Consider the following 26539-nt stretch of genomic DNA (forward strand, 5'->3'; position numbering starts at 1 on the left):
AAATATGATAAGAAAAAATAGGAAGATACTGATTGTAATTGCATGTAGCTGTATTTTTACACTGACTGCTCAACTAGGTATTTCTTACGGAGATACAGCTTTGCCTAAAAAGTATGATTTAAGAGAAGAAAATAGAGTAACAGCAGTAAGGGATCAAGGAAAGGTGAATGGATGCTGGGCTTTTGCAGCCCTCTCTTCCCTAGAATCCAATATGAAGGATAAGAATATAGACATAGATTTTTCAGAAAACCATATGATGACCCATCATGGTTTTGATTTAAAACCTACCGATGGAGGAAATATTTATATGGCTGTAGCTTACCTTGCAAGTTTTAAAGGACCTGTCCTAGAAGAAAAAGATCCGTACTTGGGAACTCCTATTAAAAGAGAAATATATGGAGAAGATGCTCAAATTAAAGATGTAATATTTATCCCTAAAAGAAAGGATTTTAAAGATAACGAAAAAATAAAAAAAGCAATCCACACTTATGGAGCGGTTTATACAAATATAAAATGGGATGATGATTATTATAATAAAGAAAAAAAAGCTTATGGAAGTACTAGCAAATTAAAAGGATATGACCATACAGTAACCATAATAGGATGGGATGATGATTATCCAAAGGAAAATTTTAAAAGCAATGAAATATATGGAGACGGAGCATTTTTATGTAAAAACAGCTGGGGAACAAGCTTTGGAGATGAAGGGTATTTTTATATCTCTTATTATGATTTTAATATAGGAGATACTGAAAACGCAGTTTTTGTAGGAAGAGAAAAACAATATGACAATATTTATCAATATGACCCATTAGGACAAACTACAGAATATGGTTTTGGAATGGATACAGCCTGGTTCTCTAATATATTTGAAGCTAAAGCTTCAAATGAAAAATTAAGTGGAGTAAGTTTTTATACTAGAGGAGAAGAATCAGAATATGAAATTTGGATATGCAGAAATTTTGAAGATATCCATTCTTTTTCAACAAAAGAAAAAATCAAAAGTGGAAAAATAGATTCTATGGGTTACCATACGATTTCTATAGACTCTATTGAACTTTCTAAAAATGAGAAATTCGCAGTGATTGTAAAATTAATAACAAAAGGGAGCAAGGATCCTATAGCCATAGAAAGTCCTAAGGGATTTAAGTCTAGTAAAGCAAGATCAAACCAAGGAGAAAGTTATATTAGTACAGAAGGAAATGATTGGAAAGATATAACTTTCTATGAACCCAATACAAATGTTTGTTTGAAAGCTTTTACCAATGGAGGAGAAAAGGTTCATGTAAAAAGAAATTTATGGATAGAGAAAATAGATTCAATAAGTTTTTCAAATGGAGAGGAAGCTTTCTTAAAATTGAAAATAAAAAATGAAGGAAATCAGTCAGAGAAAGTAGCTTTAATGGTGGGATTATATGATGAAAATAATAAAATGGTAAATCATAGCTATATTAATGAAGAAATAAAACCTAATGAAGAAATAAAATTGTCTTCATCTGTATATGTTCCAGAGAAAGGGAAATATACAGCAAGAGGCTTTGTATGGGATGATTCAGACCATGGTATTTCTTATAATAGAAATCCTATAGAAATAACTATACAATAGAGGAGACTATAAATATGAATAAAAGAAAAATAGGAATGCTTGTATTGTCTTTATGGATGATAGTATCACTTAGTATGACTTCCTTTGGGCAAATTATAATAGAGCAACAAATAAAAGGAGAAAATATAATCATTAGTGGTCATAGTGATTATAAAGATCAACCTATTAGTATTCAAATTAATGATGAGAAGAAAAAAGTTTATTTTGACCAAGTATTAACAGACAAAGATGGAAATTTCAAATTTCAATCTCAAGTAAATACCAACAAATCATATCAAGGATACGTATTAGTAGAAGGAGAAAAAGAAAGTTTTATTTTTCATACAGATAAAGAAGATTCTTCTGTAGAAAAAGAAAAAACAAATGAAGAAAGAATTGAAGAAATTATAAAATCTCTAAGAAAGAAGTATAAAGAAAAAGAAAATTTTACTTTCAGAGAAGCTATAGGATATTGTTATACAAGTGATGATTTAGATCATGATAAAGCAACCATAAAGGAAAAATATAAAGAAAAAACAGAATGTAGATATCCAACTGATTATGCAGGAAATATAATAGGAATTATTGCAAAAGGTTTTGACCCCAAAAAATATGAAGATGGAAAATATGTAGATCTATTGATCAAGGCTCAAAAACCAAATGGAGTATTTGAAATCAATGGAGAAGGAAATCAATCTACTCAATTAGCTTGGAGCATCATATCTCTTGATATGGCCAAGGCACAATATAATGAAGAAGGCGCTATAAAAGCATTAATGAATAGTCAAGACAAGCAAGGAAGTTTTGGAAGTATAGATCATACAAGTATGTGTATGATGGCCCTTCAAAAGCATAAAAATATAAATCAAGTAGAAGATAGAATTATTAAAGCCAAGGAATATTTATTTAATCATAAGAAAAATATTATAGAGCAAGGAAACGTATTTACTTTATCTACAGTCATACAAGGACTTGTTTCCATAGGAGGAAATCCTTTATCTAAGGATTGGACGGTAGAAGGAAAAAATATGTTTGGAGCATTGTTAGATTGTGAAAAAGATGGACACTTTGGAAGTGGTATGGCAAATGAGCAAGCTTTTCTAGCTCTTTCAGATTTATATAAAAAAGAATCCATGTTTACAAAAGTCAACATCAATAATGAAGGATTCGACAATTCATCTGGAAAAGAAGAAAATAATCCAACAGATCAAGGTGGAGGAAATAAATCAAATCAAGAGCAAAAGGTTAATATATCTATAAAAGGATATGATAACAATCCTAATATTTATAAAAAAGAAGTTCAAATCAAAAAAGAAGACACTGTTTTAATCCTTACGAAAAAAATATTAGATGAACAAGGTGTTTCTTATGAAGAGAAGAATGGATATTTTAAAAGAATAGGAAAATATGGAGAAAAAGATAAAGGTCTTAATAGCGGTTGGATGTTCAATGTGAATGGAGATACACCTAATAAGGGAGCAGGAGAATATGTTTTAAAGGCAGGAGATGTAATTGAGTGGTTCTATACCAGTGATTATACAAAAGATTCTAGAAATAAAAATAATTCATCAAAAAAAGAAATAGCAATAGATTCGAAAATTGAAAAAATTAATGATATTTTCAAGGATAAAAATGCAAAAGAAGAAGATATTACAAAATTAATCAAAGAAGCTGTAGAACAATTTAAAGAAAATGAGATTCAAACAGAAAAAGCTGCGCAAGATATGGTGAAATATACAAAAGATTTTTCTAAGTCTATACAAAAGGTTATAGAAAAAGTAAAAAGTGAAGAAGGAGCAAAAACAGTAGTCAAAGAAAATATAAAAATAGTAAATATATTAGGAAAAGCTTCAGAAAAAATATCTAGATCAGAGAATCAAAAAGAAGTCAATCAAGTAGTCAAAGAAAATATAGAAAATACTATTAAGCTTATGGATAAAATAAATGATTCTAAAGAAGTTACTATTTTAGCAGGTGAATTTATAGATGCAAATGGAAAAGTAATTAAAGGAATAGGCAAGGAAAATGCAAAAGATATTATAGAAAATACTCAAAAGCTTATGGAAAAGACTTTGGAAAAAGCAAGTACAAAAAAAATTGAAAAAGCAAATATAGAACAAGAAAAAGCAACTATTGTAGTAGGTGAAAATACTGTAAAGGAATTGGCTAAGGATATAGAAAATACAGTAAAAATCTTAGAAGAAAAATGTAATAAAAATCATATAGAAGCTAAGAATATAGAAGGCAAGATGATTCTTCAAATGCCAAATATAAATAAACAAGAAGTAGAAACCATTTTACCAGCTAATACAATAAAAATAGCAAAAGAAAACAATATAGAAAAAGTTCTTGTGAAAACAGAAAAAGCAGTGTTTACCCTTACACAAAATACATTTGAGGAAGTAAAAGACAATATTATATTGAATGTAAAGGAAATAGAAAAAAATACATTGTATTCTTTTATACCTAAAGAAAGTACAGTAGTAGATTTGACAGTTTATTTAGGGGAAAAACCGATTAAAGAATTTAAAGAAAAAATAAAAGTAGCTATTTTATACAATGGAGAAGTTAAAAAAGAAGAAGTAGTGCAAGTATTTTATCTAAAGGATAAGGAAACTATAGAAAACATGGGTGGTCAATATGATCAAGATACAAAGATGGTTACCTTTGAAACAAGTCATTTTAGCAAATATTTTGCTCAAAAAGTAGAAAAAGAAGAAATAAAAATAGGATTTCATGATTTAAAAGATTATGAATGGGCAAAGGAAGCTATAGAAGAAATGGCTCAAAAAGGTATCATCAATGGAAGAAGTAAAGAGCTATTTGACCCGAGTGCATCTATTACAAGAGCAGAATTTGCAACTTTAATTACAAAAATGCTTCAATTAGATACAGAAGATATAAAATTAAGCTTTACAGATGTAAAAGAAAATCAATGGTATGCTCCATATGTAAAAGCTGCTTACAAAAATGGACTCATTAGTGGAAGAAGCAAAACTATATTTGATCCAAATGGAAAAATTACAAGAGAAGAAATGGCAACAATTATTGGAAAGGTACTGACTCAAAAAGGAAAAGAAAAAGCAAGTATAAATGAATTAGAAAGATTTACTGATCAAGCAAATATAGCTTCTTGGGCAAATGAGAATGCAGCATTATGTGTAAAAGAATCTATTATTAGTGGAATGCCAGATGGCACTTTTATGCCAAAAGAAAATGCAAACAGAGCACAAGCAGCTGTGATCCTTTACAAATTATACCATTTAGTTATAGAATGAAATGAACCATAAAAACTGCTAGTATATGCTAGCAGTTTTTATTACAAAAGAAGAAGGTGAAAATATGAAAGAAATTGCCATTTATGGAAAGGGAGGTATTGGAAAATCAACCATATCCTCCAATTTATCAGCAGCTTTATCTAAACTAGGAAAAAAGGTTCTTCAAATAGGTTGTGATCCTAAGCATGACTCTACAAGACTTTTATTAGGGGGAGAAAATATTACGACAGTTCTTGACTATATAAGAGATATGTCTCCTGATGAATATAAAATAGAAGATGTGATCAAACAAGGCTATGGGAAAGTAGATTGTGTAGAAGCAGGAGGGCCTAACCCAGGAGTAGGGTGTGCTGGACGAGGAATCCTTACTACTTTTGATTTATTGGAAAGATTTTCTGTAAAGGATAGAGGATATGATCTTGTTCTTTATGATGTATTAGGAGATGTAGTTTGTGGAGGTTTTGCCGTTCCTATTCGTCATGAATATGCAGATGTTGTATATATTGTTACATCAGGAGAATTTATGTCTATTTATGCTGCCAATAATATTTTAAGAGGAATTAAAAACTATGATGATCATATGAAGAGAGTAGGAGGATTGATTTTCAATCAAAGGGGAGTAGAGTATGAAACGGAAAGAGTGAAAAGATTTTCAGAAAAAGTAGGAACCCCTATTTGTGAAACTTTCCCAAGAAGTGATGAGTTTACAAATTCTGAAAGACTAAGTATTCCTCTAGTAGAAATGAAAGACTCCTCTCTTTCTACTAAATTTTTAAATTTAGCTCAAAGAATTATGGATACAAATGAATTTTATGAAGCGAAGCCTCTTACAGATGAAGAGTTGGAAATGGTGGTATTAGGACAAAAAAGAAAAAATAGTACTTCAGTGAAAAAAACTGAAAAAATAGAAGAGAAAAAATGTAGTCATAAACATTCTTATCAAGAGTATTTATCTAAAAATGTATTATATAGAGAGCCATTACATGGATGTGCTTTTAATGGAGCTGTCAATATTGCCATTCAATTAGAAGATGCTATGACTATTGCCCATGGACCTAAGAGCTGTGCACATATTTCTTATCAAACCATTACATCTATAGGAAGAAGAAGCTTATATGAAAGAGGACTTTTTATGCCTGTCCAAATGGATCCTCCTCTTGTAAGTTCTGAAATGAATGAAGGGGTTATGGTATTTGGAGGAGTAGAAGAGTTAAAAAATAAAGTGAAGAAATTAAAAAAATATGATCCAAAAGCATTCTTTTTAGTAACTACCTGTCCATCAGGGATTATAGGAGATGATATAGAACAAGTAAAAAGTATAGAAGAAGATGTTCCTATTATTCCTATAAAAACAGATGGAAATATTACAGGCGATTATCTTCAAGGAATGATTTATGCTTATATGGAGATTGCAAGAGGGCTTATTAAAAAATCTGTAAAACCTCAAGAAAATAGGGTCAATATTTTAGCTGAAAAAACAATTGCTAAAAATACAGAAGAAAATTTTGAGAGAATAAAAGAAATTCTTTCTGCTATGGATCTAGAGGTCAATTGCAGATATATTTGCAGAACAAATGTCAATGATATTCAAAACTTTATGAGAGGAAAAGTAAATCTATTAGCATATGAAGATTATATGGGAAGAATAATGAAAAGTTTCTTTGAAAAAGAATATGAAGCAAATTTTTTTGAACATCCTTTTCCAGTAGGATTTTTTGATACACAAAAATGGATCAAAGATTTAGCCAAAAGATTTAAAAAAGAAGACAAGGTAGAAGATCTTATTGAAAAAAATAAAAAAGAATATGAAAAAGAAATTGATAAATTAAAGAGACATCTTAAAAATAAAAAATTGATGATTGTGACTTACAATCATAATATAGATTGGATTTTAGATGTGGCTATAGATATAGGAATGAATATTGTAAAGGTATGCATTTTAAATTATTCACAGGATAATTTGTTTCAAACAAAACATAAAGATAAATTTTTAATAGAAACCCATTATGATCAAAACAAAAGAGGAGAGGACATAAAAAAATATAAACCAGATATTGTTCTTTCCAATTATACTTCACCCTCTTTAGATGGAGAAGCATTGACAGATAATATTCCATTATGCCCAGATGTAGGATTTTTTAGTGGACTAAATTTGGCAAAAAGATGGGCAGGATTATTTGAATTTCATGTAAAAGAGGGGTGGAAAGAAGATGAAAAATTATTCTCAAAATATTATGGGCGATAGTTTGACAGGAGCATTGTTGGCTTTAGAAGGAATAAAAGATGGACTTGTTATATTAAATGGCCCTACAGGATGTAAATTTTATCATAGTGCCATATCTGATGGTCAATATCCAAGACAATTATCCTTTGATCCACTAAATTTTCCAGAAGAATTTTATTTTGGACAACCTAGAATTCCTTGTACGTATTTAGATGGATATGATTACGTGTATGGTGCTAGTGATAAATTAAAAAAAATATTAAAGACCATTAAAGAAGATGAATACAGTTTTTTAGCCATTGTGAATTCTCCAGGAGCTGCATTGATAGGAGATGATTTGAATCGATTCATAAAAAATGAAGTAAAAGGTATTCATTGTATTTCTATCGAAAGCACAGGGTTTTCTGGATTTTTCTCAGATGGATTTCAAAAGGCTATGATCAAAGTATTAGAGGATATTTTAAATGAAACAAAAGAAACCATTCCAAATAGTGTAAATCTCATAGGAATTCCTATTTATGATTTGTATTATGAAGGAAATATAAAAGAAATAAAAAGAATTTTAAATCTTTGTGGAATAAAAGTCATCTCTACCCTTTGTGCAGGGGATTCCATAAAAACTTTAAAAAATGCTTCAAAGGCAGAATATAATATTGTTCTATCTGCTGAATATGGATTAGATATAGCCAAATGGATGGATAAGCATTATCATATTCCTTATTTATTATTAGAAAAAGGAGCTCCTATAGGCTTTGATGCTACAAAAGAAATGATTGAACAATTATCTAATGTGCTAAAGATCCATATGGATCTATTTATAGAAGAATTAGAAAAGGCAAGGGCAAGAAGTTATTTATATATTTCAAGATTTCATTCTTTAACAGGACTACCTAAAGGGGCTACTTTTTCTATCAAAGCAGAGGCTTCCAGAGCATATGCTTTGACCAAATGGTTATATACCTATTTAGGGATGCTGCCTGTATCTATTGAAATTGTAAAAAGTAGTAATACTTTATTTGAAGAAAAATTGTTGCAGTTTTTAAAGGATTTATCTTATGAAGAGGTACTAAGTACTTTAATTTCTGAAAGAGTAGGACAAATTTTATTTGCAGATGGAAACACTATTGCACAGCTTAGATGGAATGAAAAAAAATTTACAGGAATAGAAATCTCTCTTCCTTCTTTGGGATATTTGCATATTATTCCTAAAAGTATATTTGGTATATCAGGAAGCTTGATGATTATAGAGCAAATATTAAATGGACTAAGGTTTTTATCATAGATACATTCATTTCAAATAGAGAAATAATCATTGAAAGAAATACCATAAGATGATAGAATAAATTGCATGAAATGTAGAAAATTGTTATATAGAGGAACGTGATAAAATGAAATTTCATCCATTAACAATGATATTATTTTCTATAACTTTGCTTTTCATGACCCTTGTATATTCTCATCCTATATATATTGCTTCTATACTTTTATTTATGATTATGAGTATATGTATTGTAGGAGAAGCTAAAAAGATCATAAGTAGCATAAAATATGGAATTTATGGAGCAATCCTTATAATCATCGTCAATCCTTTAGTATATCATGAAGGAAGAACGGTGATTTATGAAGGAATGAGACTTCCCATTATAGGAAGATTTAAAATTACTCTAGAAGCATTGGCTTATGGTGGAAATAGTGCTTTAAAGCTTATTTGTATTTTATTAATCTTTGCTTTTTATGGAGTTATGACAGATAGAGATGATACTTTTAGCTTTTTTTCAAAATATGCTCATAGACTCACTCTTACTTTGTCTATGACTATTAATATTATTCATAGATTAAAGCTAGAGGTTTTAAGAGTAAAGGATGTAATGATTCTAAGGGGAGTTAATTTTAAAGAAAAGAATATCATAAAAAGAGTAAAAGCTTATTATCCAATACTAAAGGTTATTTTTATGTCCTCTTTGGAAGGATCTTTAGATCGAGCAGAGTCTCTTTATTCAAGGGGATACGGAAAACATTCAAGAACTTCTTATTCAAAGCTTCAGATGAATGGAAGAGATTATTTATTTCTAAGTTTAAATACTATAGTATTAGCTGTATTTATATATGGATTATTGTCACAAAAAGGATTGGTGCTGTTTTATCCTACTTTTACAGGTTTTCATATAGAGAATCTTTTATTTGTAATTTGGATAGATGTAGCCCTATTTAGTTGTACTTTACTATTATGGGGGTGTAAAAGATGGAAATTTCTAAAATACAAGATTTAACTTATTATTATCCAAAAAAATCAGAGCCTGCACTAGAAAAAATTAATTTATCCATAAAAGAAGGAGAATTTGTTCTTTTGTTAGGAGAGTCAGGTTCAGGAAAATCCACATTAGGAAGAGTATTCAATAGAATTGTACCAGAGTTTTATGGAGGAAAAATACAGGGAAAGGTAGACAATCAAGTAGAAGTTGGAATGGTATTTCAAGATCCAGAAAAACAACTTGTCATGGACTGTGTAGAAAGAGAAATTGCTTTTGGACTAGAAAACTTAGGAAAACCATATGAAATTATGAGAAAAAAAGTAATGGAAGCTTTAAGCTTTTTAAATATATGGGATATTAAAGATAAGAAGACCTATGAGCTATCAGGAGGACAAAAGCAAAAGGTGGCCATAGGAGCTACTGTTGCTATGGGATATCGATTTTTGGTGTTAGATGAACCTACTTCTCAGCTAGATCCAGTAGCAGCAGAGGAGATACTTCATATTTTAAAAAGATTAAATGAAGAGTTAGGATATACAATTGTATTGATTGAGCAAAGAGTTGACCGATGTTTTCATTTAGCAGATCGAGTACTTTTTATGGAAAATGGAAAACTCTCATTTGATGGAGAACCACAAAGCTTTGTAAATTTTAGTTATGAAAATGGTAAAAACTTTTCTCCTTCTGTTTCTGAGTATTTTATTAGAAAAAAAGAAAGAGATGTTCCTTTGACAATAAAAGAAGGAAGAAAAAAAATTCGAAAAAATTTTTCTATGGATGAGTCTATACCTTTTACATATGAAGAAGAAAAAATATCTAATGAAGAAGTTATATCTATTCAAAATTTATCTTTTACCTATGAAAATGGGAAAGAAGCTTTAAAAAAATTAAATTTAACTGTTTTTGAAGGAGAAATTCTTGGAATTATGGGAGAAAATGGAGGAGGAAAATCTACTCTTCTTAAAAATATTTCAGGACTTGTAAAACCTACAAAGGGAAAACTAAAGGTAAAAAAAGAAGTAGGATACCTTTCTCAAAATCCAAATGATTATTTATTTAATGATACAGTATATGAAGAATTGAAATATACATTAGATCAAAAGAACATAAAAGATTTATCTAGAATTGATAAAGTTTTAAAAGATTTAGAGATCTTTCATTATAGAGATAAAAATCCAAGGGACTTAAGTGGAGGAGAAAAGCAAAGAGTCGCTTTAGGTTCTATACTGGTTATGGAGCCTGAGATTTTGATTTTAGATGAGCCTACAAGAGGGCTAGATCGAAATCTGAAAGAAAGATTAGGAAAAATTATAAATGATTTAAAAAACAAAGGAAAAACTATTATTTTAGTTACGCATGATGCAGAATTTGTGTCAAAATATTGTGGTAGAGTATGCTTGATGTTTGATGGAACTATGGCTCAGATGGGCTCAAAGTATCATGTATTGACAGAAGGAATTTACTATACTACTCAAATGAATAAATTATTTAATGGATACATAGATCATATTCTTACTTTAGAGGATGCTTTAAAAGCCACCAAAGAAGAGGTGAGCATATGAATTATGGAGTCATATCAGCGGCGACCATATTGATTTGCTTTATATTGATTTTTATTTCTTATGAAAGAAAAAAAGTTTCAGTAAAAGAAATATCTTTAATTGCTACTTTGTCTGCTTTAGCAGGAGTAGGGAGAGTTCCCTTTGCAGCTCTTCCAAATGTACAGCCTACTACTTTTTTGGTAATTATTTCAGGTTATGTATTTGGACCTTTTTTTGGATTTATGATAGGGGCTTTTGCTGCATTATCTTCTAATTTCTTTTTAGGACAAGGACCATGGACTCCATGGCAGATGCTTGCCTGGGGACTCTGTGGAGTGAGTGCAGGGATTTTAAAGAAATTTTATAAAAATCCTTCAAGGATGATGTTGAGTATATTTGCATTTTTTTGGGGATTTTTATTTGATTATATTATGAATTTATGGCATTGGCTAGCTTTTGTATATCCCCTTACTCTACAAAGCTTTTTATTTACTTATATGAATTCATTTTATTTTGATTTGATGCATGCCACAGGAAATTTCTTTTTTGCTTATTTATTTGGAAAGGATTTTATTCATTTATTATCAAGATTTAAGGATAGAATTTCCTATACGGAAATACCTGTTGAAAATAAAACATCCTAGAGTGATTATGACAAAGGTATAAAAAACGTCACTAGGTTTTCAAATTTGGAAAATATAACGAAACAGTTAAAAATAGCATTACAAACTCGCTATGCTCAAACAGTGTAATGCTAATCATTTTTTCCTTTATTCTATATTTTCACAAATTCTCAACAACTATTCCTTATTTTTATAACCTTGTAAACACATTATTTGGTCATAGCTTTAAATTGCTAGCTTTTATATAAAAGCTAGCAATTTCTATTAATTGAAGAATTAAATTGAATTTATGCATTTGCCAAAGCAGGTTCTTCAGAAGGAATGAGGAGAGATTCTCCACTCATCTCAATTGGTTTTTCTAAATCCATCAATTGAAGAAGGGTAGGAGCTATATCTGCAAGCTTTCCTTCTTGGATATTATATTCACTAGAAGCATTGATTAAAAGAATAGGAACAGGATTTGTAGAATGAGAAGTAATAGGATGTTCATTTTCATCAAGCATCTCATCAGCATTTCCATGATCAGCAGTAAGGATCATTTGTCCTCCTACTTCTATGATTTTATCTACAACTTTTCCCACACAGGTATCTACTGCTTCTATAGCAGCAATCGTTGCATCTATTACACCCGTATGACCTACCATATCAGGATTTGCAAAGTTTACTGCTATAAAGTCATATAGATCTTGATCAATGGCTTCTACTAATTTTGTAGTGACTTCATATGCACTCATTTCAGGTTTTAAATCATAAGTGGCTACCTTTGGAGAAGGAATCAATATTCGATCTTCTCCTGGCAGGGAAGCTTCTACTCCTCCGTTAAAGAAGAAAGTTACATGAGCATATTTTTCTGTTTCTGCAATACGAAGTTGTTTTTTTCCTAATTTAGATAAATATTCTCCTAATGTATTTGTAAGAGTTTGAGGAGGATAAGATACATTTACATTAGGCATAGTCGCATCATATTGAGTCATACACACATAATGAAGAGGGAAAAATCCATTTTTTCTTTCAAATCTTTTAAAATCTTTATCTACAAAGCTTCTTGTAATTTCTCTTGCTCGATCTGGTCTAAAATTAAACATAATAACAGAATCATTTTCTGATACTTTAGCAGTAGCTTGATTATTTTCTAATATAATTGTAGGTTTTACAAATTCATCTAATTCATCTTTTGAGTAGGAATTTTGAATAGCTTCTATAGATGAGTTAGCAAATTCACCTACTCCTAAAGTAATCGCATCATAAGAAAGCTTTACTCTATCCCATCTATTGTCTCGATCCATTGCATAATAACGACCAGAGAGGGTTGCTATTTTTCCTACACCTATTTTTTTAATTTTATCTTCTAATTCTTCTATATATTTTATAGCACTATCTGGAGGAACATCTCTTCCATCTAAAAAGGCATGAACATATACTTTTTCAATATTATTTTCTTTTGCCATTTCAAGAAGTGCATAAAGGTGAGTGTTGTGACTATGAACTCCTCCATCAGATAAAAGACCAAATAAATGAAGAGCAGTATTATTTTTTTTTACATGATCCATAGCAGCTAACAAAGTATCATTTTCGAAAAAAGTTTTTTCTTCAATAGCTTTTGTAATTCTTGTAAACTCTTGGTATACAACTCTTCCAGCACCAATATTTAAATGACCTACTTCTGAATTTCCCATTTGTCCATAGGGAAGACCTACATCTAAACCACTAGCATGTATTTGATTATGTGGATATTTACTTAAATATTGATCAATATTTGGAGTATTTGCCATTTTAATAGCATTTCCATGAGTTTTTTCATTCCATCCAAAACCATCTAAAATCATAAGAATTGTAGGGCGTTTCATAGTAAATCTCCTTTCTTGTTGAATATCAACTTATATATACCCAAATGGGTCTATTACTCTTCAATAATTGCATGAAATTTACAAACACTTTTGCATTTTCCGCAATGAATGCATTTTTGTTGATCAATTTCATATCCTTCTTTTGCAAGTCCTCCAATAGCTCCTACAGGACAATTTTTCAAACAGCCATTACAGGCTACACAATCTTTTTTTATAATAAAATATTTCTTCATATACAAACCCCTTTTAATATTTTATAGTACTTTTATTATATCATAGTAGAAATATGTTGAAAAATAAAAGTAAGCCCTAAAGTAGGGCTTACTAGAGATTATAGTATTTCTTTTTCTTGAAGAAATTTCACAAAATCATTTGTGAAATGATTTGTGTTTTTATGTTGTGTAAAGAAAACTCCATCATTTACAATTTGCAATTTGGCATTTTTATTTTCAAAATAAAATCCATTGGTATATAAAATAGGACTTTGATCAGTAGGCCAAAATACACTATTTTCTTCATTGAAGTAAAAATACTCAGGAATATTTGCACAAATTTCTTTTCTAATTTTATCAGGATTATTGTATTTTATATGAAGACCAAGAGAATTTGCAAGTTTTAAAATCACTTCCCAGTTTTCTAGTCCGCATAGTGGAGGAATAGCTCGATGGATCTTTTGAATTCTTCTTTCACTATTTGTAAAGGTTCCTCTAGATTCAGCAAAGCTCACTCCAGGGAGTACTACATGAGCTAATCTTGCTGTATCTGTTAGGTGTGTATCTTGAACCATCAAAAACTCAAGGGAAGAAAGATCTATACCTTGAGGATCTTCTCCAAAGATCATAAGACCTTTTATTTGTTTGTCATGAATTTTTTGATTCATTGTATCTTTATGGGTGAAAATACCCATGTCTACGAGACCTTGACTATTGTTGTTAGGTTTTAATTGAATGATTCCACATCGAGCCTCTCCAATATGATTAGATATGACAGCCATATTGGCAATAAGCTTTTGTGCATTATAGCTTAAAAATGCTTGATCGAATATAATGATAGCTTTTTTAGAAGAAGCATAAAGATTTGCAATTTCTTTGGCATTTTGAGTAACTTCTACATGAGACAAGCTTTCTTTTAATTTTTCAAAGTTATCAGCATTTTTAGGAATACATCCATCATCTATTAATGCCTTTAATATACCTTTTAAAAGAGATAAATCATTTTCAGGACATATTTTTTTATGTGCCCATTCATCTATAGAAGAAGAAAATGGATTGATCACAATAAGCTGAGCACCTTTTTTTACAGCCTTTTGAATCTTTAGTCCTACAATAGTATGATCTTTCATAACATTTGCACCTATTACTAAAATCAAATCAGTAGATAAAATTTCTTCAAAGGTGTTGGTAGATGCATCATATCCTAAAACTTCTTTAAGTCCTGAAGCTGTTTTGTTAAAAGAACCTATATTTTGAGTACCAAAAATTTTTTTAGAAATCTGATTTAAAAGATATAATTCTTCATTGGTATATCGATCGGATACAGAGACTCCAATAGATTCATTTCCATAAAGAGAAGATATACTTTGTATTTTCTTTGTTGTGTATAAAAGGGCTTCGTCCCAAGATACTTCTGTAAGTTTTCCTTCTTTTCGAATAAGAGGTCTTTGAAGACGTTCTCCCATTTTATTTGGATCAAAACCAAATCTTCCTTTGACACATAAAAGACCATGATCAATACTACGTTCTTTATTTGGAAGAGAACGAAGAAGTAAATCTCCCTTTGTAGTTAAATTGATATTGCAACCTACACTGCAATGAGAACATATGGTGTGAGTTGTATTTGTCTTTACAGGAACACTCTTTTGAATACTTAGTTTTTCTCCTAATGCACCTGTAGGACATAGATCAATACAAGCTCCACAAGATATGCATCCACTTTCATTTAAAGGTTTATCTAAAGCAGGAGTTACAGTTGTATCAAATCCTCTATCTACAAGGCCTAAAGCTGCAATGCCCATGACTTCATCACAAACTCTTACACATAATCCACAAAGAATACATTTATCAGGATTTCTATGTACAAAAGGATGATCATCTTCTATTTGAGAGTGATGTACTTCACCTTCATACTTTTGAGGGGATACATGGTATTCGTTTGCATATTCTAAAAGTTTACATTCAAATACATCATGACATCCACATTCTAGACATCTTGAAGCTTCTTTTTTTGCTTCTTCTTCTGTATAGTTGGATACGATTTCTTCAAAATTTTCTTTTCGAATAGTAGGGGATAGGTGACACATAGAAGGACGATGCAATTTTTCACGATCTTTAAAATCTTCTTCTGTTAAGTCATCTCTTTCTACGTAAAATGGCTTTTTATAAGGAACAATTTTTCCATCTAAATAAGAACAAATCACTTGGGATGCATATTTTCCTTCTCCAATGGCAGAAATGGCAATGCTCGCTCCCTTATTGGTAGCATCTCCACCAGCAAATACTTTAGGGATGTTGGTTTGAAAAGAGGATTCATCTGCAGAAAGGGTTCCTTTTTTAGTTAAAGTAATATCTTCAAAGCCTGTTGTATTTGCCATTTGACCGATGGCTACAATGATAGAATCTATATCTAATAAATCGTATTCTCCTTCTATAGGAATAGATTTTCGTCTACCACTTGCATCCTTTTCTCCTTGTTTCATCTTTTGAAGTTTAACTTGTTTTACTTTTCCTGACTCTCCTATGACTTCAATAGGGTCTACTAAAAATTTAAAAACAACTCCTTCTTCTTTTGCTTCTTGGATTTCTATTTTTTCTGCAGGCATTTCCTCCTCTGTTCTTCTGTATAATAAATAAACTTCTTTTGCACCTAATCGAATAGAAGTTCTGCAAGCATCCATGGCAGTATTTCCACCACCTAAGACAGCTACTTTTTCTCCGATTTGAACAGGTTTATTCATAGAAACATCTTGTAAAAAGTCAATTCCACCCATTACACCATCTAAATCATTTCCAGGACAAGAAAGAGGAGTGCTTTTCCATGCACCAATAGATACATATACAGCATCAAAATGCTCTCTAATATATGAAAAATCTATATCTCGCCCAATTCTTGTATTTGTAATCATTGTAACGCCCATATTTTCTATAAGCTTTATTTCTTTGTCTAAAACTTCTTTAGGAAGACGATACTCTGGAATTCCATATTGAAGCATTCCACCCATTTTGGGCATAGCTTCATAAATAGTAATATTGTGTCCTTCTTTTGAAAGAAAATATGCAGCAGTCAATCCACTAGGCCCTCCACCTATGATTGCAACTTTTTTGTTTGTAGAGGGTTTCATATGAGGCATAAAAGTATTTTTATCTTGTAAGTCTAAATCTGCTACAAATCTTTTTAAGTGTGCAATAGAGATGGGTTCTTCTACTAAATTTCTTCTACAGGCTTCTTCACAAGGGTGAGGGCAGACTCTTCCAATACTTGCAGGAAGAGGAAGTTGTTCTTTGATAAGAGATAAAGCTTCTTTATATTCTCCATTTGCAATAAGCCCTACATATCCTTGACAATCTGTATGGGCAGGACAAGCTAAAACACATGGAGGACGACAATCTCCAGTATGATTGGATAATAAAAGTTCAAGGGCTGTCTTTCTAGATTTTTTAACTCTTAAGGTGTCAGTTTTGATAACCATACCATCACTTACTTTTGTAGCACAAGCTCTTAAAAGCTTTGGAATTCCTTCTACTTCTACTACACAAAGTCCACATGCACCATAAATTTCAAGTCGATCATCATAGCAAAGAGTAGGAATAGAAATTCCATTTTCTCTTGCTACCTCTAAAATCGTTTGATTAGGATAAGCAGTTACTTCTTTGCCATCTATATTTAATGAAAATTTCATCATATATTCCCCCCTTACGTTATTTGCGATCTATGGCATGGAAAGGACAGACAGAGTGACACTTTCCACATTTTATGCATTTTTGTGGATCAATGAGTACTTTTCCTTCTTTTTTAGAAATAGCTCCTACAGGACAACTTCTTATACAAATTCCACATTTCCTACATAAATTTTCTTCAATATGATAAGAAAGTAGGGCACTACATTTGTGAGCAGGACATGTTTTTTCATAAATATGCTTTTCGTATTCATCTCTAAAATATTTAAGAGTGGTAAGGACTGGATTAGGAGCAGTCTGACCTAGTCCACATAAGGCGCCTTCTTTGATTTGTACTGCCAAATCTTCTAAAAGTTTGATATCTCCATCTTTCCCTTTACCATCACAAATTCTATTTAAAATTTCTAACATTCGCTTTGTGCCAATTCTACAATGAATACATTTTCCACAAGATTCTTTACAAGTAAAATCTAAAAAGAAACGAGCCATATCTACCATACAAGTAGTTTCATCCATAACTACCATTCCACCAGAGCCCATGATGGCTCCTGTAGCAGTGATAGATTCATAATCCACAGAGGTATCTACTAAAGATGAAGGAATACATCCACCAGATGGTCCTCCCATTTGAACAGCTTTTAATTTTTTATCATCTTTAATGCCTCCGCCAATGTCAAATATAATTTTACGAAGGGGCATTCCCATAGGGACTTCTACAAGTCCTCCTTTTTTAATTTTACCTGTTAAAGCAAATACTTTGGTTCCTTTGCTTTTTTGTGTTCCCATAGAGGCAAAGGCTTCTCCTCCCTTTTGCAAAATCCATGCTACATTTGCAAAGGTTTCTACATTATTAATATTTGTAGGATGAGCTAGATACCCTTTTTCAGCAGGGAATGGGGGTTTTAGTCTTGGCATACCACGTTCACCTTCTAAAGATGCAATCAGAGCTGTTTCTTCTCCACATACAAAAGCACCAGCACCAGCTTTGATTCTTATATCAAAATCAAAATGACTATCAAATAAATTTTTACCTAAAAATCCTTTTTCGTGAGCTTGTATAATGGCTTTCTTCAGTCTTTGAATAGCTAGGGGATATTCAGCACGAACATATACAATTCCTTCATTGGCTCCCATAGCGAAGCCACCAATCATCATTCCTTCAATTAATGTATGAGGATCTCCTTCTAAAACACTTCGATCCATAAAAGCTCCTGGATCACCTTCATCAGCATTACATACAATATATTTGGGAGAACCTGTAGATTTTTTGGCTGCATTCCATTTAAACCAAGTGGGAAAGCCAGCTCCACCTCTTCCTCTTAGGCCAGATATTTTTATTTCTTCAATGACTTTATCAGGTCCTTTATCTAAGATACATTTTTTTATAGCTTCATAACCGCCAATAGATATATACTCTTCAATAGATTCAGGATTTATGATTCCACAATTTCTTAGAGCAATTCTTTTTTGTTCATGTAAGATATTTAAATCTTCTTCTGAAATCATATAATTTGTAGATTTTTTATGGATCATAGCATTTGATAATATTTCATCAATCATTTGAGGAGATACTTTTACATAAGTAGTTACATCATCTTTATCATATACATCTATAATTGGTTCAAGATGACACATACCAATACATCCTGCAATCTGTAAGTCTATATCTAAGTTTTTTTTATGTATTTCATTTTCTAATGTTTCATATACTTTTTTAGCACCAGCTGCCAAACCACAGCTTCCATAGCCCACAACGATTTTCATGTCTTATACCTCCTTACGTTCCTTTTCTTTGATTTCTTTTATGATTTTTTTGGCTTCTTCAGGAGTTAATTTTCCATAAGTAGTATCATTGATCATCATTACTGGAGAGAGACTGCAACAACCAAGACAAGCAACATTATTTAAAGTAAAAAGTCCATCTTCTGTAGTTTGTCCCTCAACGATTCCTAATTCATCACAAACGGCTTCTTCAATAAGCTTTGCACCATTTACATGACAGGCAGTTCCTTGACAAAGCATAATAAGATATTTTCCTATAGGATGAAGACGAAATTGGGTATAAAAGGTTGCTACACCATGTACTTTAGATGCTTTGATATGAGTTTTTTGGGCAATATAGTCAAGAAGCTCTAAGGGAAGATAACCATATAATCCTTGAGCTTCTTGCAAGATAGAAATTAAGTTTGTGGAATTTTTTTGATAATTTTCTAAAAATTGATCTAGAATTTGGAAGTCTTTACATTTCATTTTTTACACTCCCTTTATATAAAGTTAATTTCAAACTATAAAATATAAGAATTTTTTCAACTTCATTATAACATGAGCATAACTGAAAGTAAATTGAACATAAAAAATATTCAGAAATAAATGAAAAAACGATAAAAAAACAAATATGTAGACAAAAATTTACCTGAATTGAATATTTTTGATAAGATATAGAATAAGAAATAAACAATTAATATAAATATACAGCTTACGATTCTAATTTATGCAAACTTATTGAATAAATAGGAGGAATGGATATGGAAATTTTTAAAGATTGTTGTGCGATTGCAGTTGTGAAGGATGAAAAAATATTACTGGGATTTAGAAAAGATGGACAGGGATGGAGTATGGCAGGAGGGAAATTAGAAAAAGGAGAAAATTATGAAATGGCAGCAAGGAGAGAATTAAAAGAAGAATTTAATTTAGTTGCCCATGAACTTGATGAATTAGGACATATAGAGTCAAGGGCTTATGTAAGGGGAGAAGAAAAAAGAGTCAGTCCTAAGGTTTTTTTATGTAAAAATTTTAGTGGGGATGAAAAACCTCAAGATGATGAAATGAAAGAATTAAGATGGTTTTCTTTACAGGAATTAAAAGAGCTTTCATTATTTTTACCTAGTAAAGAAGTAATAAACCAATATAAAAAAAGTATATTTAGTTTATGATAAATAGAGAACAACCTCTTGATTTTTTCAAGAGGTTGTTCAAATTTTATTTTTGTTTATAATCAAATTTTTGAACAGCTAGTTCTAAGTTTTGAATATTTTCTTCTAAATCTTGTATAGTTTTTACCATACTTTCCATAGAAGCTGTTTGTTCTTCAGTGGAGGCTGCCACTTCTTCTGTATTGGCAGAAAATTGCTCTGTAATACTTCTTACATCTTCTATACTTTTGGTAATGATTTGAGATTTTTCGTTCACAAGGATTACTTTTTCATTTGCTGTATATAAACTATTATTTGTCATTTGGAATCCTTCTATGATATTTTTAAATGACTGTAATACTTCTTCTAAAACAAATTTTCCAGCTTCAGCTTCTTGATTTCCTTCACCAATAGAGGTTAATGCTTTTTTTGTATGATCTTGAATATTAAGAATCAAGTTTTTAATGTGATCTGCTGAATTCATAGATTCTTCAGCTAATTTTCTTATTTCTTCAGCTACTACTGCAAATCCACGGCCTGCTTCTCCCGCTCTTGCAGCTTCAATAGAGGCATTAAGGGCAAGCAAATTTGTTTGATTGGCAATTTCATTGATCATATCTACAATATCTCCTATTTTTGTAGAAGTGAGTTCAAGTTCATTGATCACTTGAGAAGATGAATAGACACGATCTTTTATTTTATCCATTTGAGTAGCTAAATTGTCTATTTTTTCTTCTCCAATAGATATGACTTTGTTTGTTTCGTCTGAATATCCTACCACTTTTGATATTTCAGAGTGTACATCTTCTATATGAGTCATTACATTTTGAATATTGATCGATGCTTCGTTCATAGATAGAGCTTGTTGTTCTGCTCCTTCGGCAATATTTTGTGTAGCACTAGCGATTTGTTCTGAAACATCTTCAACCTGTAAGGATATATTAACTAATTCTTTTGTATCAGATAATGAAGTAGATGAAATATCTTTTATTTTCTGTATCATTTCTCTTAAACTATCTATCATGTGATTAAAGCTATTTCCTAACAATCCAATTTCATCATTTGTAATAATGTTTACTTTTTCATTAAGATCTCCATCTGAAGTTTTTTCAGCAAGAGAAGATAGATCTCTTAGTGGAGAAATGATTTTTCGAATGATGAGTAATAATAAAGCTCCTGCTATTAAGAAAGATACACATCCTAACAAAATAGATATTGTAAGAATATGATCTTTTGCATTGTTAAGATTTTCTAAAGAAAGACCTACATCTACAGCACCTATATGCTGTCCATTTTCGTATATTGGAATGAGTACATCATAAGCTAAAACTCCTGGTTTATATTGAAAAACATTACTATGAGGTTTTCCATCTATTGCAGCAGTTTTGCTTCCTATATCATCTACTTTAGATCCAATCTTTTTCTGATCTGTATGAGCTACGATTTTTAAATTTTTATCTATGAATAAAGTATATAATATATTTTTATTTTCACTTAAATCTTCAATAATTTTTTGTTTACCAAGCTTTGATTTTAATTCATTGACTTTGTTTGCGTCTATACCTATCTGTATGATTCTATTAGGACTTAAAGCAACTGCTCCTAATTTTAAAAACAATCCCTTTTGATTTTTGCTTTCTCGAATGGGTTCCATTATTTCTCCAGTACCACTTTCAAATAAAGGGGCCATAGGATGATCTGGAGGGCAGACACTACCTATACGATCTAAAAGATTAGAATAAATAACTTTATTATTTTCATCAAATATTTGAATGGTAAAAAGATCTAATTCTTGAGATAGTTGTTGTAGATACTCATTTGATATATTTGGATTTTTCCCAATTAAATATGCGCAGGTTCTAATTTTTTCTTCTAATGATTTTTCTACGTACTTTTCAGCTATTTGACTGTTTTCTACCTCTTTGGCTATTTTTTGTGCTAATATCATACCATCTACTTCTAATTGATTTTCCATTTCATTATTTACAATATGTAAAGAGATAGATGTCATTATAAAAACTACAATGAATAAAATAGATAAAGACAAACTTGCAATTTTAAATTTCACAGATAAATTTATTTTTTTCAATATAAATGCCTCCTTTTGTAGTTTTATACGATGATAAAGAAATGTAAGTTCCCAATCGCCATGAGAATTTATTGATTTTTGTTTATGATTATAGATATATAAAGTTTGGAAAAAAGACTATATAAGTAGTTTCTTTAAGTATCATGATCATAGCACATATAAGGATTTAACCTCCTTTGCCAGGTATTTTACACATTCATTATAGTATATTTTTCCAAAAATATTTGATTTTTAAATGAGGATGAAAGTGAATTTTAATAAAAATGAAGTAAAAAATATATCAATGAAATAAGTGAAATAAAACTGAAAATTCAATATGATGAAATAGTTAGAAAAATGTCAATATATTAATAGAATTGTCTAAAATTTAGGAAAACTGTTATGGACAATGAAAATTTACTATGTTACTATGAAAATATAAAAAAGCCTTTCTTTGAAAGATTTATATTATGGAGGTGTTTTCATGTACAAAGTTGATCTAAATAGTGATTTGGGAGAAAGTTTTGGAAATTATAAGATTGGGTTAGATGAAGAGGTCATTCAATATGTAACTTCTGTAAATATTGCCTGTGGATGGCATGGAGGAGACCCCCTTGTAATGGAGAAAACTGTTGAAATGGCTAAAAAAAGAAATGTATCCATTGGAGCACATCCAGGATATCCTGATTTGATAGGATTTGGAAGAAGGAATATGACGGTAAGTCCTAAAGAGGTAAAAGCATATGTAAAATATCAATTAGGAGCTTTATTAGGTTTTGCAAAAAAAATCCAACATGTTAAACCTCATGGGGCTATGTATAATATGGCAGCAAAAGATTATGCACTAGCAAAAGCTATAGCAGAGGCTATTTATGAAGTGGATGAGGATATTATTTTAATGGGACTTGCAAATAGTGCTCTCATAAAAGCAGGAGAAGAAGTGGGAATAAAAGTAGCTCATGAAGTATTTGCAGACAGAGCGTATAATGTGGATGGTACATTAGTTTCTAGAAATTTAGAAGGAGCAGTTATTCATGATCCAGATGTAGCCATTCAAAGAGTGATAAAGATGGTTAGGGAAGGAAAAGTTATGGCTATTAGTGGAGAAGAAATAAATATTCAAGCTGATTCTATTTGCGTTCATGGAGATAATCCAAAGGCAGTTTCGTTTGTGAAACAAATTAGAGAAAAGTTAGAAGAAGAAGGTGTAGAAGTTACTGCTATTTCAAATTTTATTGAATAGGGGGAAATAGTATGAAAGCTACAAACAAAAATACAAAAGTACATAAAGTTAACAATCTAAAAGCCTTATTAGGAGCTGCTTTTATTATGGCAACATCAGCTATTGGGCCAGGATTTTTAACACAAACTGCAACGTTTACAGAACAATTTGCTGCAAGTTTTGGTTTTGTGATTTTAGTATCTATTATATTAGATATTGGGGCTCAGGTAAATGTCTGGAGAATTATAGGTGTATCTGGTATGAGAGGTCAAGATATTGCTAATAAGGTAGTACCAGGTCTTGGATATATAGTGGCTGTTTTAGTAGCATTAGGGGGTCTAGCTTTTAATATTGGTAATATTGGAGGAGCGGCCTTAGGGTTCAATGTAATTTTAGGAATAGATGTAAAAATAGCAGCTATTATATGTGGGGTGGTAGGAAGTATTATTTTTCTATCTAAAGATGCAGGACCTGTAGTAGATAAATTCACAAAAATTCTTGGCGGTTTAATGATTGTACTTGTTGCATATGTAGCTTTTGTAACCAATCCTCCTATGGGAGAAGCTTTATATAGAAGTATTGCACCTGAAAATGCAAAATCTCTTGTTTTTCCAACGATCACTCTTTTAGGTGGAACAGTAGGAGGATATATTACATTTGCAGGAGGACATAGATTAATTGATGCAAAAATTACAGGAGAAGAAAATTTAGGAGAAATCACAAAAGGATCTGTAATGGGAATTGTTATTGCATCTATTATGAGGGTGTTTTTATTTTTAGCGGTATTAGGTGTAGTTGCGAAAGGAGTTCAATTAGATCCTTCAAATCCTGCTGCATCTGCTTTTCAACATGGAGCGGGTATGATTGGATATAAATTTTTTGGGATTGTCTTATTGTCTGCAGGAATTACATCTGTAGTAGGGGCAGCTTATACATCTGTATCTTTTCTAAAGACACTTCATCCTTCTATTGAAAAAAATGAAAAGTATTGGATTATTGGATTTATTGTAGCATCTACTGTAATTATGGCTGTTCTTGGAAAGCCAGCAAAGCTTCTTATATTGGCAGGTTCATTAAACGGTTTGATTTTACCTATTACTATAGGAGTAATTTTATTAGCTTCTAAAAGAAAAGATATTGTAGGAGAATATAAACATCCTACATGGTTACTTATTTTTGGTATTATTATTGTGTTCATAGCAGGATATGTAGGAATTGGGGCACTGCAAAATATGCAAATGCTCCTTCATTAAGGATAAGCATCTAGTTTTTTTCTAGATGCTATCCATATTTAAAGGAAGAGGAGGGTTCTATATGTATGAACAAACCAAATTTTTGATGGCAGGAGAAAAAGCAGTAGTGGTAGAATTTGGTAATGAAATTTCAGAGACAATCAATCAAAAGGTAAGAGCCATGATGATTGCCACTAAAAAAATGAATATAGATGGAATGATAGAGTTAATCCCTACATATAGATCTTTAATGGTTCAGTATGACCCTTGTAAAATAGATTATGAAACTTTATTAATGAAACTTCAAAGTATAGAGAAACAATTAAATGAAATAGATATTCCACTTCCAAAAGTTATTGAAATTCCAACTCTTTATGGAAATGAATATGGCCCTGATATACAAAATGTAGCCAATCATAATCATTTGAGTATAGAGGAAGTTGTAAATATTCATTCCTCTAAGGAATACTTAATCTATATGTTAGGTTTTACACCAGGGTTTCCCTATTTAGGAGGAATGGATGAAAAAATTGCAACTCCAAGGCTAAAAGAGCCAAGAACAAAAATTACAGGAGGCTCTGTTGGAATTGCAGGAAGTCAAACAGGAATTTATCCTATAGATAGTCCTGGAGGTTGGCAGTTAATTGGAAGAACACCACTTAAATTATATGATGCTTATAGAAAAGAACCGATTTTATTAGAAGCAGGTAATTATATAAAATTTGTTCCTATAAATGAAGAAAAGTATAAAAAAATAGAAGATGAAATAAAACACAATACTTATGAATATAAGATCTATTCTAAAGAAAGGAATGAATCCATATGAGTCAAATAAAAATTGTTCATCCAGGACTTTTAACAACCATTCAAGATGAGGGAAGATATGGATATCAACAATTTGGTGTTCCTGTGTCAGGAGTAATGGATGATTTTGCTTATAGAGTAGGAAATATATTAGTAGGTAATGAAGAAAAAGAAGCAGTATTAGAAGTAACTATGATGGGACCTACTATAGAGTTTGAAGAAGAAGGGATTTTATCTATTACAGGAGGCAATTTATCTCCTATGATGAATGGAAAAAGTATTGCTATGTGGAGAAGTATTTATGTAAAAAAAGGAGATACATTATCCTTTGGAGCTGTGAAAAGTGGGTGTAGGAGTTATATTGCATTTAGTGGAGGCATGGATATTCCTATGATTATGGGAAGCCGATCTACTTATATGAAAGCAAAAATAGGAGGACTAGAAGGTAGAGCATTAAAATCAGGAGATATAGTACCTTTAGGTGTTTCCAAAGAAAAATTAAAGAGTTTTTCTAGTAGAATACTTCCTAGTAAATATATTCCTAAATATGAAAAAGAAATAGAAGTAAGAGTACTATTAGGCCCTCAAGAAGATGTTTTTACAGATGAAGGAATCCATACTTTTCTATCTAAGCCTTATATAGTAACCAATGAATGTGATCGTATGGGATTTCGATTAGACGGAGAAGAAATAGAGCATATAAATGGAGGAGACATTATATCTGATGGAATTAATTTTGGAGCCATACAAATTCCAGGTCATGGAAAACCAATTATTATGATGGCAGATCGACAAAGTACAGGGGGATATACTAAAATTGCAAATGTAATTTCTGTAGATCTTTATAAAATTGCTCAAGCAAAGCCAATGGATCAAATCATGTTTAAAAAAGTAGATATAAAAGAAGCACAAAATCTGTTGAAAGAAAGAAAAGAAAAAATAGAAGAAATAAAAAAAGTGACAGTTTCCCGGGAAATTATTCGAACAAAGGAATATAGACTGAAAGTAAATGGAAAATCTTATGAAGTAAAGGTAGAAGAAATAAAGGTATGATCGTT

Annotated in this window: 18 protein-coding genes; 12 read left to right on the forward strand and 6 right to left on the reverse strand. The window is 30.8% G+C overall.

What is annotated here, in order from left to right; all coding sequences use genetic code 11:
• Window positions 1-4: 4 nt before the first annotated feature.
• The 7 genes from BN2409_RS03495 to BN2409_RS03525 all read left to right on the forward strand — a co-directional run bounded on the left by BN2409_RS03495 (window position 5) and on the right by BN2409_RS03525 (window position 11524).
• Entirely contained in the window at window positions 5-1606 is a 1602-nt protein-coding gene (locus BN2409_RS03495; protein WP_053955284.1) for a C1 family peptidase, read from the forward strand.
• A 14-nt stretch (window positions 1607-1620) separates the two neighbouring features.
• Window positions 1621-4863 (forward strand): S-layer homology domain-containing protein, encoded by a 3243-nt coding sequence (locus tag BN2409_RS03500; RefSeq protein ID WP_053955285.1) that lies wholly within the window; start codon window positions 1621-1623, stop codon window positions 4861-4863.
• A gap of 25 nt (window positions 4864-4888) precedes the next feature.
• Window positions 4889-7108, forward strand: coding sequence for a nitrogenase component 1 (locus tag BN2409_RS03505; protein ID WP_242847903.1), 2220 nt, complete (start codon window positions 4889-4891; stop codon window positions 7106-7108).
• Entirely contained in the window at window positions 7074-8369 is a 1296-nt protein-coding gene (locus tag BN2409_RS03510; RefSeq protein WP_053955287.1) for a nitrogenase component 1, read from the forward strand. The genes BN2409_RS03505 and BN2409_RS03510 overlap by 35 nt, the downstream gene beginning before the upstream one ends.
• Window positions 8370-8496: 127 nt before the next feature.
• Window positions 8497-9357 carry an energy-coupling factor transporter transmembrane component T gene (locus BN2409_RS03515; RefSeq protein ID WP_207642552.1) on the forward strand — a complete coding sequence of 287 codons (861 nt, stop codon included), beginning with the start codon at window positions 8497-8499 and terminating at the stop codon, window positions 9355-9357.
• Window positions 9330-10901, forward strand: a complete 1572-nt coding sequence (locus BN2409_RS03520) for an ABC transporter ATP-binding protein (protein WP_053955289.1) — start codon at window positions 9330-9332, stop codon at window positions 10899-10901. Before BN2409_RS03515 ends, BN2409_RS03520 begins: the two co-directional genes overlap by 28 nt.
• A complete protein-coding gene (locus BN2409_RS03525; protein ID WP_053955290.1) occupies window positions 10898-11524 on the forward strand; it encodes an ECF transporter S component in 627 nt (208 codons plus the stop codon). The genes BN2409_RS03520 and BN2409_RS03525 overlap by 4 nt, the downstream gene beginning before the upstream one ends.
• Before the next feature lie 266 nt (window positions 11525-11790).
• On the opposite strand, the gene gpmI is transcribed toward BN2409_RS03525, so the two are convergent.
• The 5 genes from gpmI to nuoE form a co-directional block, all read right to left on the reverse strand.
• Complete coding sequence (gene gpmI / locus BN2409_RS03530) at window positions 11791-13350, reverse strand: 2,3-bisphosphoglycerate-independent phosphoglycerate mutase (protein ID WP_053955291.1); 1560 nt, start codon at window positions 13348-13350, stop codon at window positions 11791-11793.
• A 53-nt stretch (window positions 13351-13403) separates the two neighbouring features.
• Window positions 13404-13583, reverse strand: coding sequence for a DUF362 domain-containing protein (locus tag BN2409_RS03535; protein ID WP_053955292.1), 180 nt, complete (start codon window positions 13581-13583; stop codon window positions 13404-13406).
• Window positions 13584-13681: 98 nt separating this feature from the next.
• The gene (locus tag BN2409_RS03540) at window positions 13682-17248 is read right to left on the reverse strand and encodes a molybdopterin-dependent oxidoreductase (RefSeq protein WP_053955293.1); all 3567 of its coding nucleotides are present in this window, start codon (window positions 17246-17248) and stop codon (window positions 13682-13684) included.
• A gap of 16 nt (window positions 17249-17264) precedes the next feature.
• Window positions 17265-19007, reverse strand: coding sequence for an NADH-quinone oxidoreductase subunit NuoF (nuoF, locus tag BN2409_RS03545; protein ID WP_053955294.1), 1743 nt, complete (start codon window positions 19005-19007; stop codon window positions 17265-17267).
• 3 nt (window positions 19008-19010) lie between these two features.
• On the reverse strand, window positions 19011-19493 hold the full coding sequence (gene nuoE / locus BN2409_RS03550; RefSeq protein ID WP_053955295.1) for an NADH-quinone oxidoreductase subunit NuoE: 483 nt from the start codon (window positions 19491-19493) through the stop codon (window positions 19011-19013).
• Window positions 19494-19768: 275 nt separating this feature from the next.
• Between nuoE and BN2409_RS03555 the strand changes: the two genes are divergently transcribed.
• A complete protein-coding gene (locus BN2409_RS03555; RefSeq protein WP_053955296.1) occupies window positions 19769-20176 on the forward strand; it encodes an NUDIX domain-containing protein in 408 nt (135 codons plus the stop codon).
• Window positions 20177-20222: 46 nt separating this feature from the next.
• Here BN2409_RS03555 and BN2409_RS03560 read toward each other — a convergent pair whose 3' ends face one another.
• A complete protein-coding gene (locus BN2409_RS03560; protein WP_053955297.1) occupies window positions 20223-22244 on the reverse strand; it encodes a methyl-accepting chemotaxis protein in 2022 nt (673 codons plus the stop codon).
• A 463-nt stretch (window positions 22245-22707) separates the two neighbouring features.
• Between BN2409_RS03560 and BN2409_RS03565 the strand changes: the two genes are divergently transcribed.
• The 4 genes from BN2409_RS03565 (at window position 22708) to BN2409_RS03580 (ending at window position 26534) form a co-directional block, all read left to right on the forward strand.
• Window positions 22708-23466 (forward strand): LamB/YcsF family protein, encoded by a 759-nt coding sequence (locus tag BN2409_RS03565; RefSeq protein WP_053955298.1) that lies wholly within the window; start codon window positions 22708-22710, stop codon window positions 23464-23466.
• 11 nt (window positions 23467-23477) lie between these two features.
• On the forward strand, window positions 23478-24698 hold the full coding sequence (locus BN2409_RS03570; RefSeq protein WP_053955299.1) for an NRAMP family divalent metal transporter: 1221 nt from the start codon (window positions 23478-23480) through the stop codon (window positions 24696-24698).
• A gap of 61 nt (window positions 24699-24759) precedes the next feature.
• Window positions 24760-25503, forward strand: a complete 744-nt coding sequence (gene pxpB, locus BN2409_RS03575; protein ID WP_053955300.1) for a 5-oxoprolinase subunit PxpB — start codon at window positions 24760-24762, stop codon at window positions 25501-25503.
• A complete protein-coding gene (locus BN2409_RS03580; protein WP_053955301.1) occupies window positions 25500-26534 on the forward strand; it encodes a 5-oxoprolinase subunit C family protein in 1035 nt (344 codons plus the stop codon). The genes pxpB and BN2409_RS03580 overlap by 4 nt, the downstream gene beginning before the upstream one ends.
• Window positions 26535-26539: the final 5 nt, after the last annotated feature.

Origin of the sequence: Inediibacterium massiliense, assembly GCF_001282725.1 — a bacterium.
Classification (GTDB): domain Bacteria; phylum Bacillota; class Clostridia; order Peptostreptococcales; family Thermotaleaceae; genus Anaerophilus; species Anaerophilus massiliensis.

Excerpts from the sequence above, each read along its gene's own strand:
- BN2409_RS03495 (WP_053955284.1), top strand. The coding sequence starts at position 5 with ATGATAAGAAAAAATAGGAAGATACTGATTGTAATTGCATGTAGCTGT.
- BN2409_RS03500 (WP_053955285.1), top strand. The coding sequence starts at position 1,621 with ATGAATAAAAGAAAAATAGGAATGCTTGTATTGTCTTTATGGATGATA.
- BN2409_RS03505 (WP_242847903.1), top strand. The coding sequence starts at position 4,889 with ATGCTAGCAGTTTTTATTACAAAAGAAGAAGGTGAAAATATGAAAGAA.
- BN2409_RS03510 (WP_053955287.1), top strand. The coding sequence starts at position 7,074 with ATGAAAAATTATTCTCAAAATATTATGGGCGATAGTTTGACAGGAGCA.
- BN2409_RS03515 (WP_207642552.1), top strand. The coding sequence starts at position 8,497 with ATGATATTATTTTCTATAACTTTGCTTTTCATGACCCTTGTATATTCT.
- BN2409_RS03520 (WP_053955289.1), top strand. The coding sequence starts at position 9,330 with ATGGAAATTTCTAAAATACAAGATTTAACTTATTATTATCCAAAAAAA.
- BN2409_RS03525 (WP_053955290.1), top strand. The coding sequence starts at position 10,898 with ATGAATTATGGAGTCATATCAGCGGCGACCATATTGATTTGCTTTATA.
- gpmI (WP_053955291.1), bottom strand. The coding sequence starts at position 13,350 with ATGAAACGCCCTACAATTCTTATGATTTTAGATGGTTTTGGATGGAAT.
- BN2409_RS03535 (WP_053955292.1), bottom strand. The coding sequence starts at position 13,583 with ATGAAGAAATATTTTATTATAAAAAAAGATTGTGTAGCCTGTAATGGC.
- BN2409_RS03540 (WP_053955293.1), bottom strand. The coding sequence starts at position 17,248 with ATGATGAAATTTTCATTAAATATAGATGGCAAAGAAGTAACTGCTTAT.
- nuoF (WP_053955294.1), bottom strand. The coding sequence starts at position 19,007 with ATGAAAATCGTTGTGGGCTATGGAAGCTGTGGTTTGGCAGCTGGTGCT.
- nuoE (WP_053955295.1), bottom strand. The coding sequence starts at position 19,493 with ATGAAATGTAAAGACTTCCAAATTCTAGATCAATTTTTAGAAAATTAT.
- BN2409_RS03555 (WP_053955296.1), top strand. The coding sequence starts at position 19,769 with ATGGAAATTTTTAAAGATTGTTGTGCGATTGCAGTTGTGAAGGATGAA.
- BN2409_RS03565 (WP_053955298.1), top strand. The coding sequence starts at position 22,708 with ATGTACAAAGTTGATCTAAATAGTGATTTGGGAGAAAGTTTTGGAAAT.
- BN2409_RS03570 (WP_053955299.1), top strand. The coding sequence starts at position 23,478 with ATGAAAGCTACAAACAAAAATACAAAAGTACATAAAGTTAACAATCTA.
- pxpB (WP_053955300.1), top strand. The coding sequence starts at position 24,760 with ATGTATGAACAAACCAAATTTTTGATGGCAGGAGAAAAAGCAGTAGTG.
- BN2409_RS03580 (WP_053955301.1), top strand. The coding sequence starts at position 25,500 with ATGAGTCAAATAAAAATTGTTCATCCAGGACTTTTAACAACCATTCAA.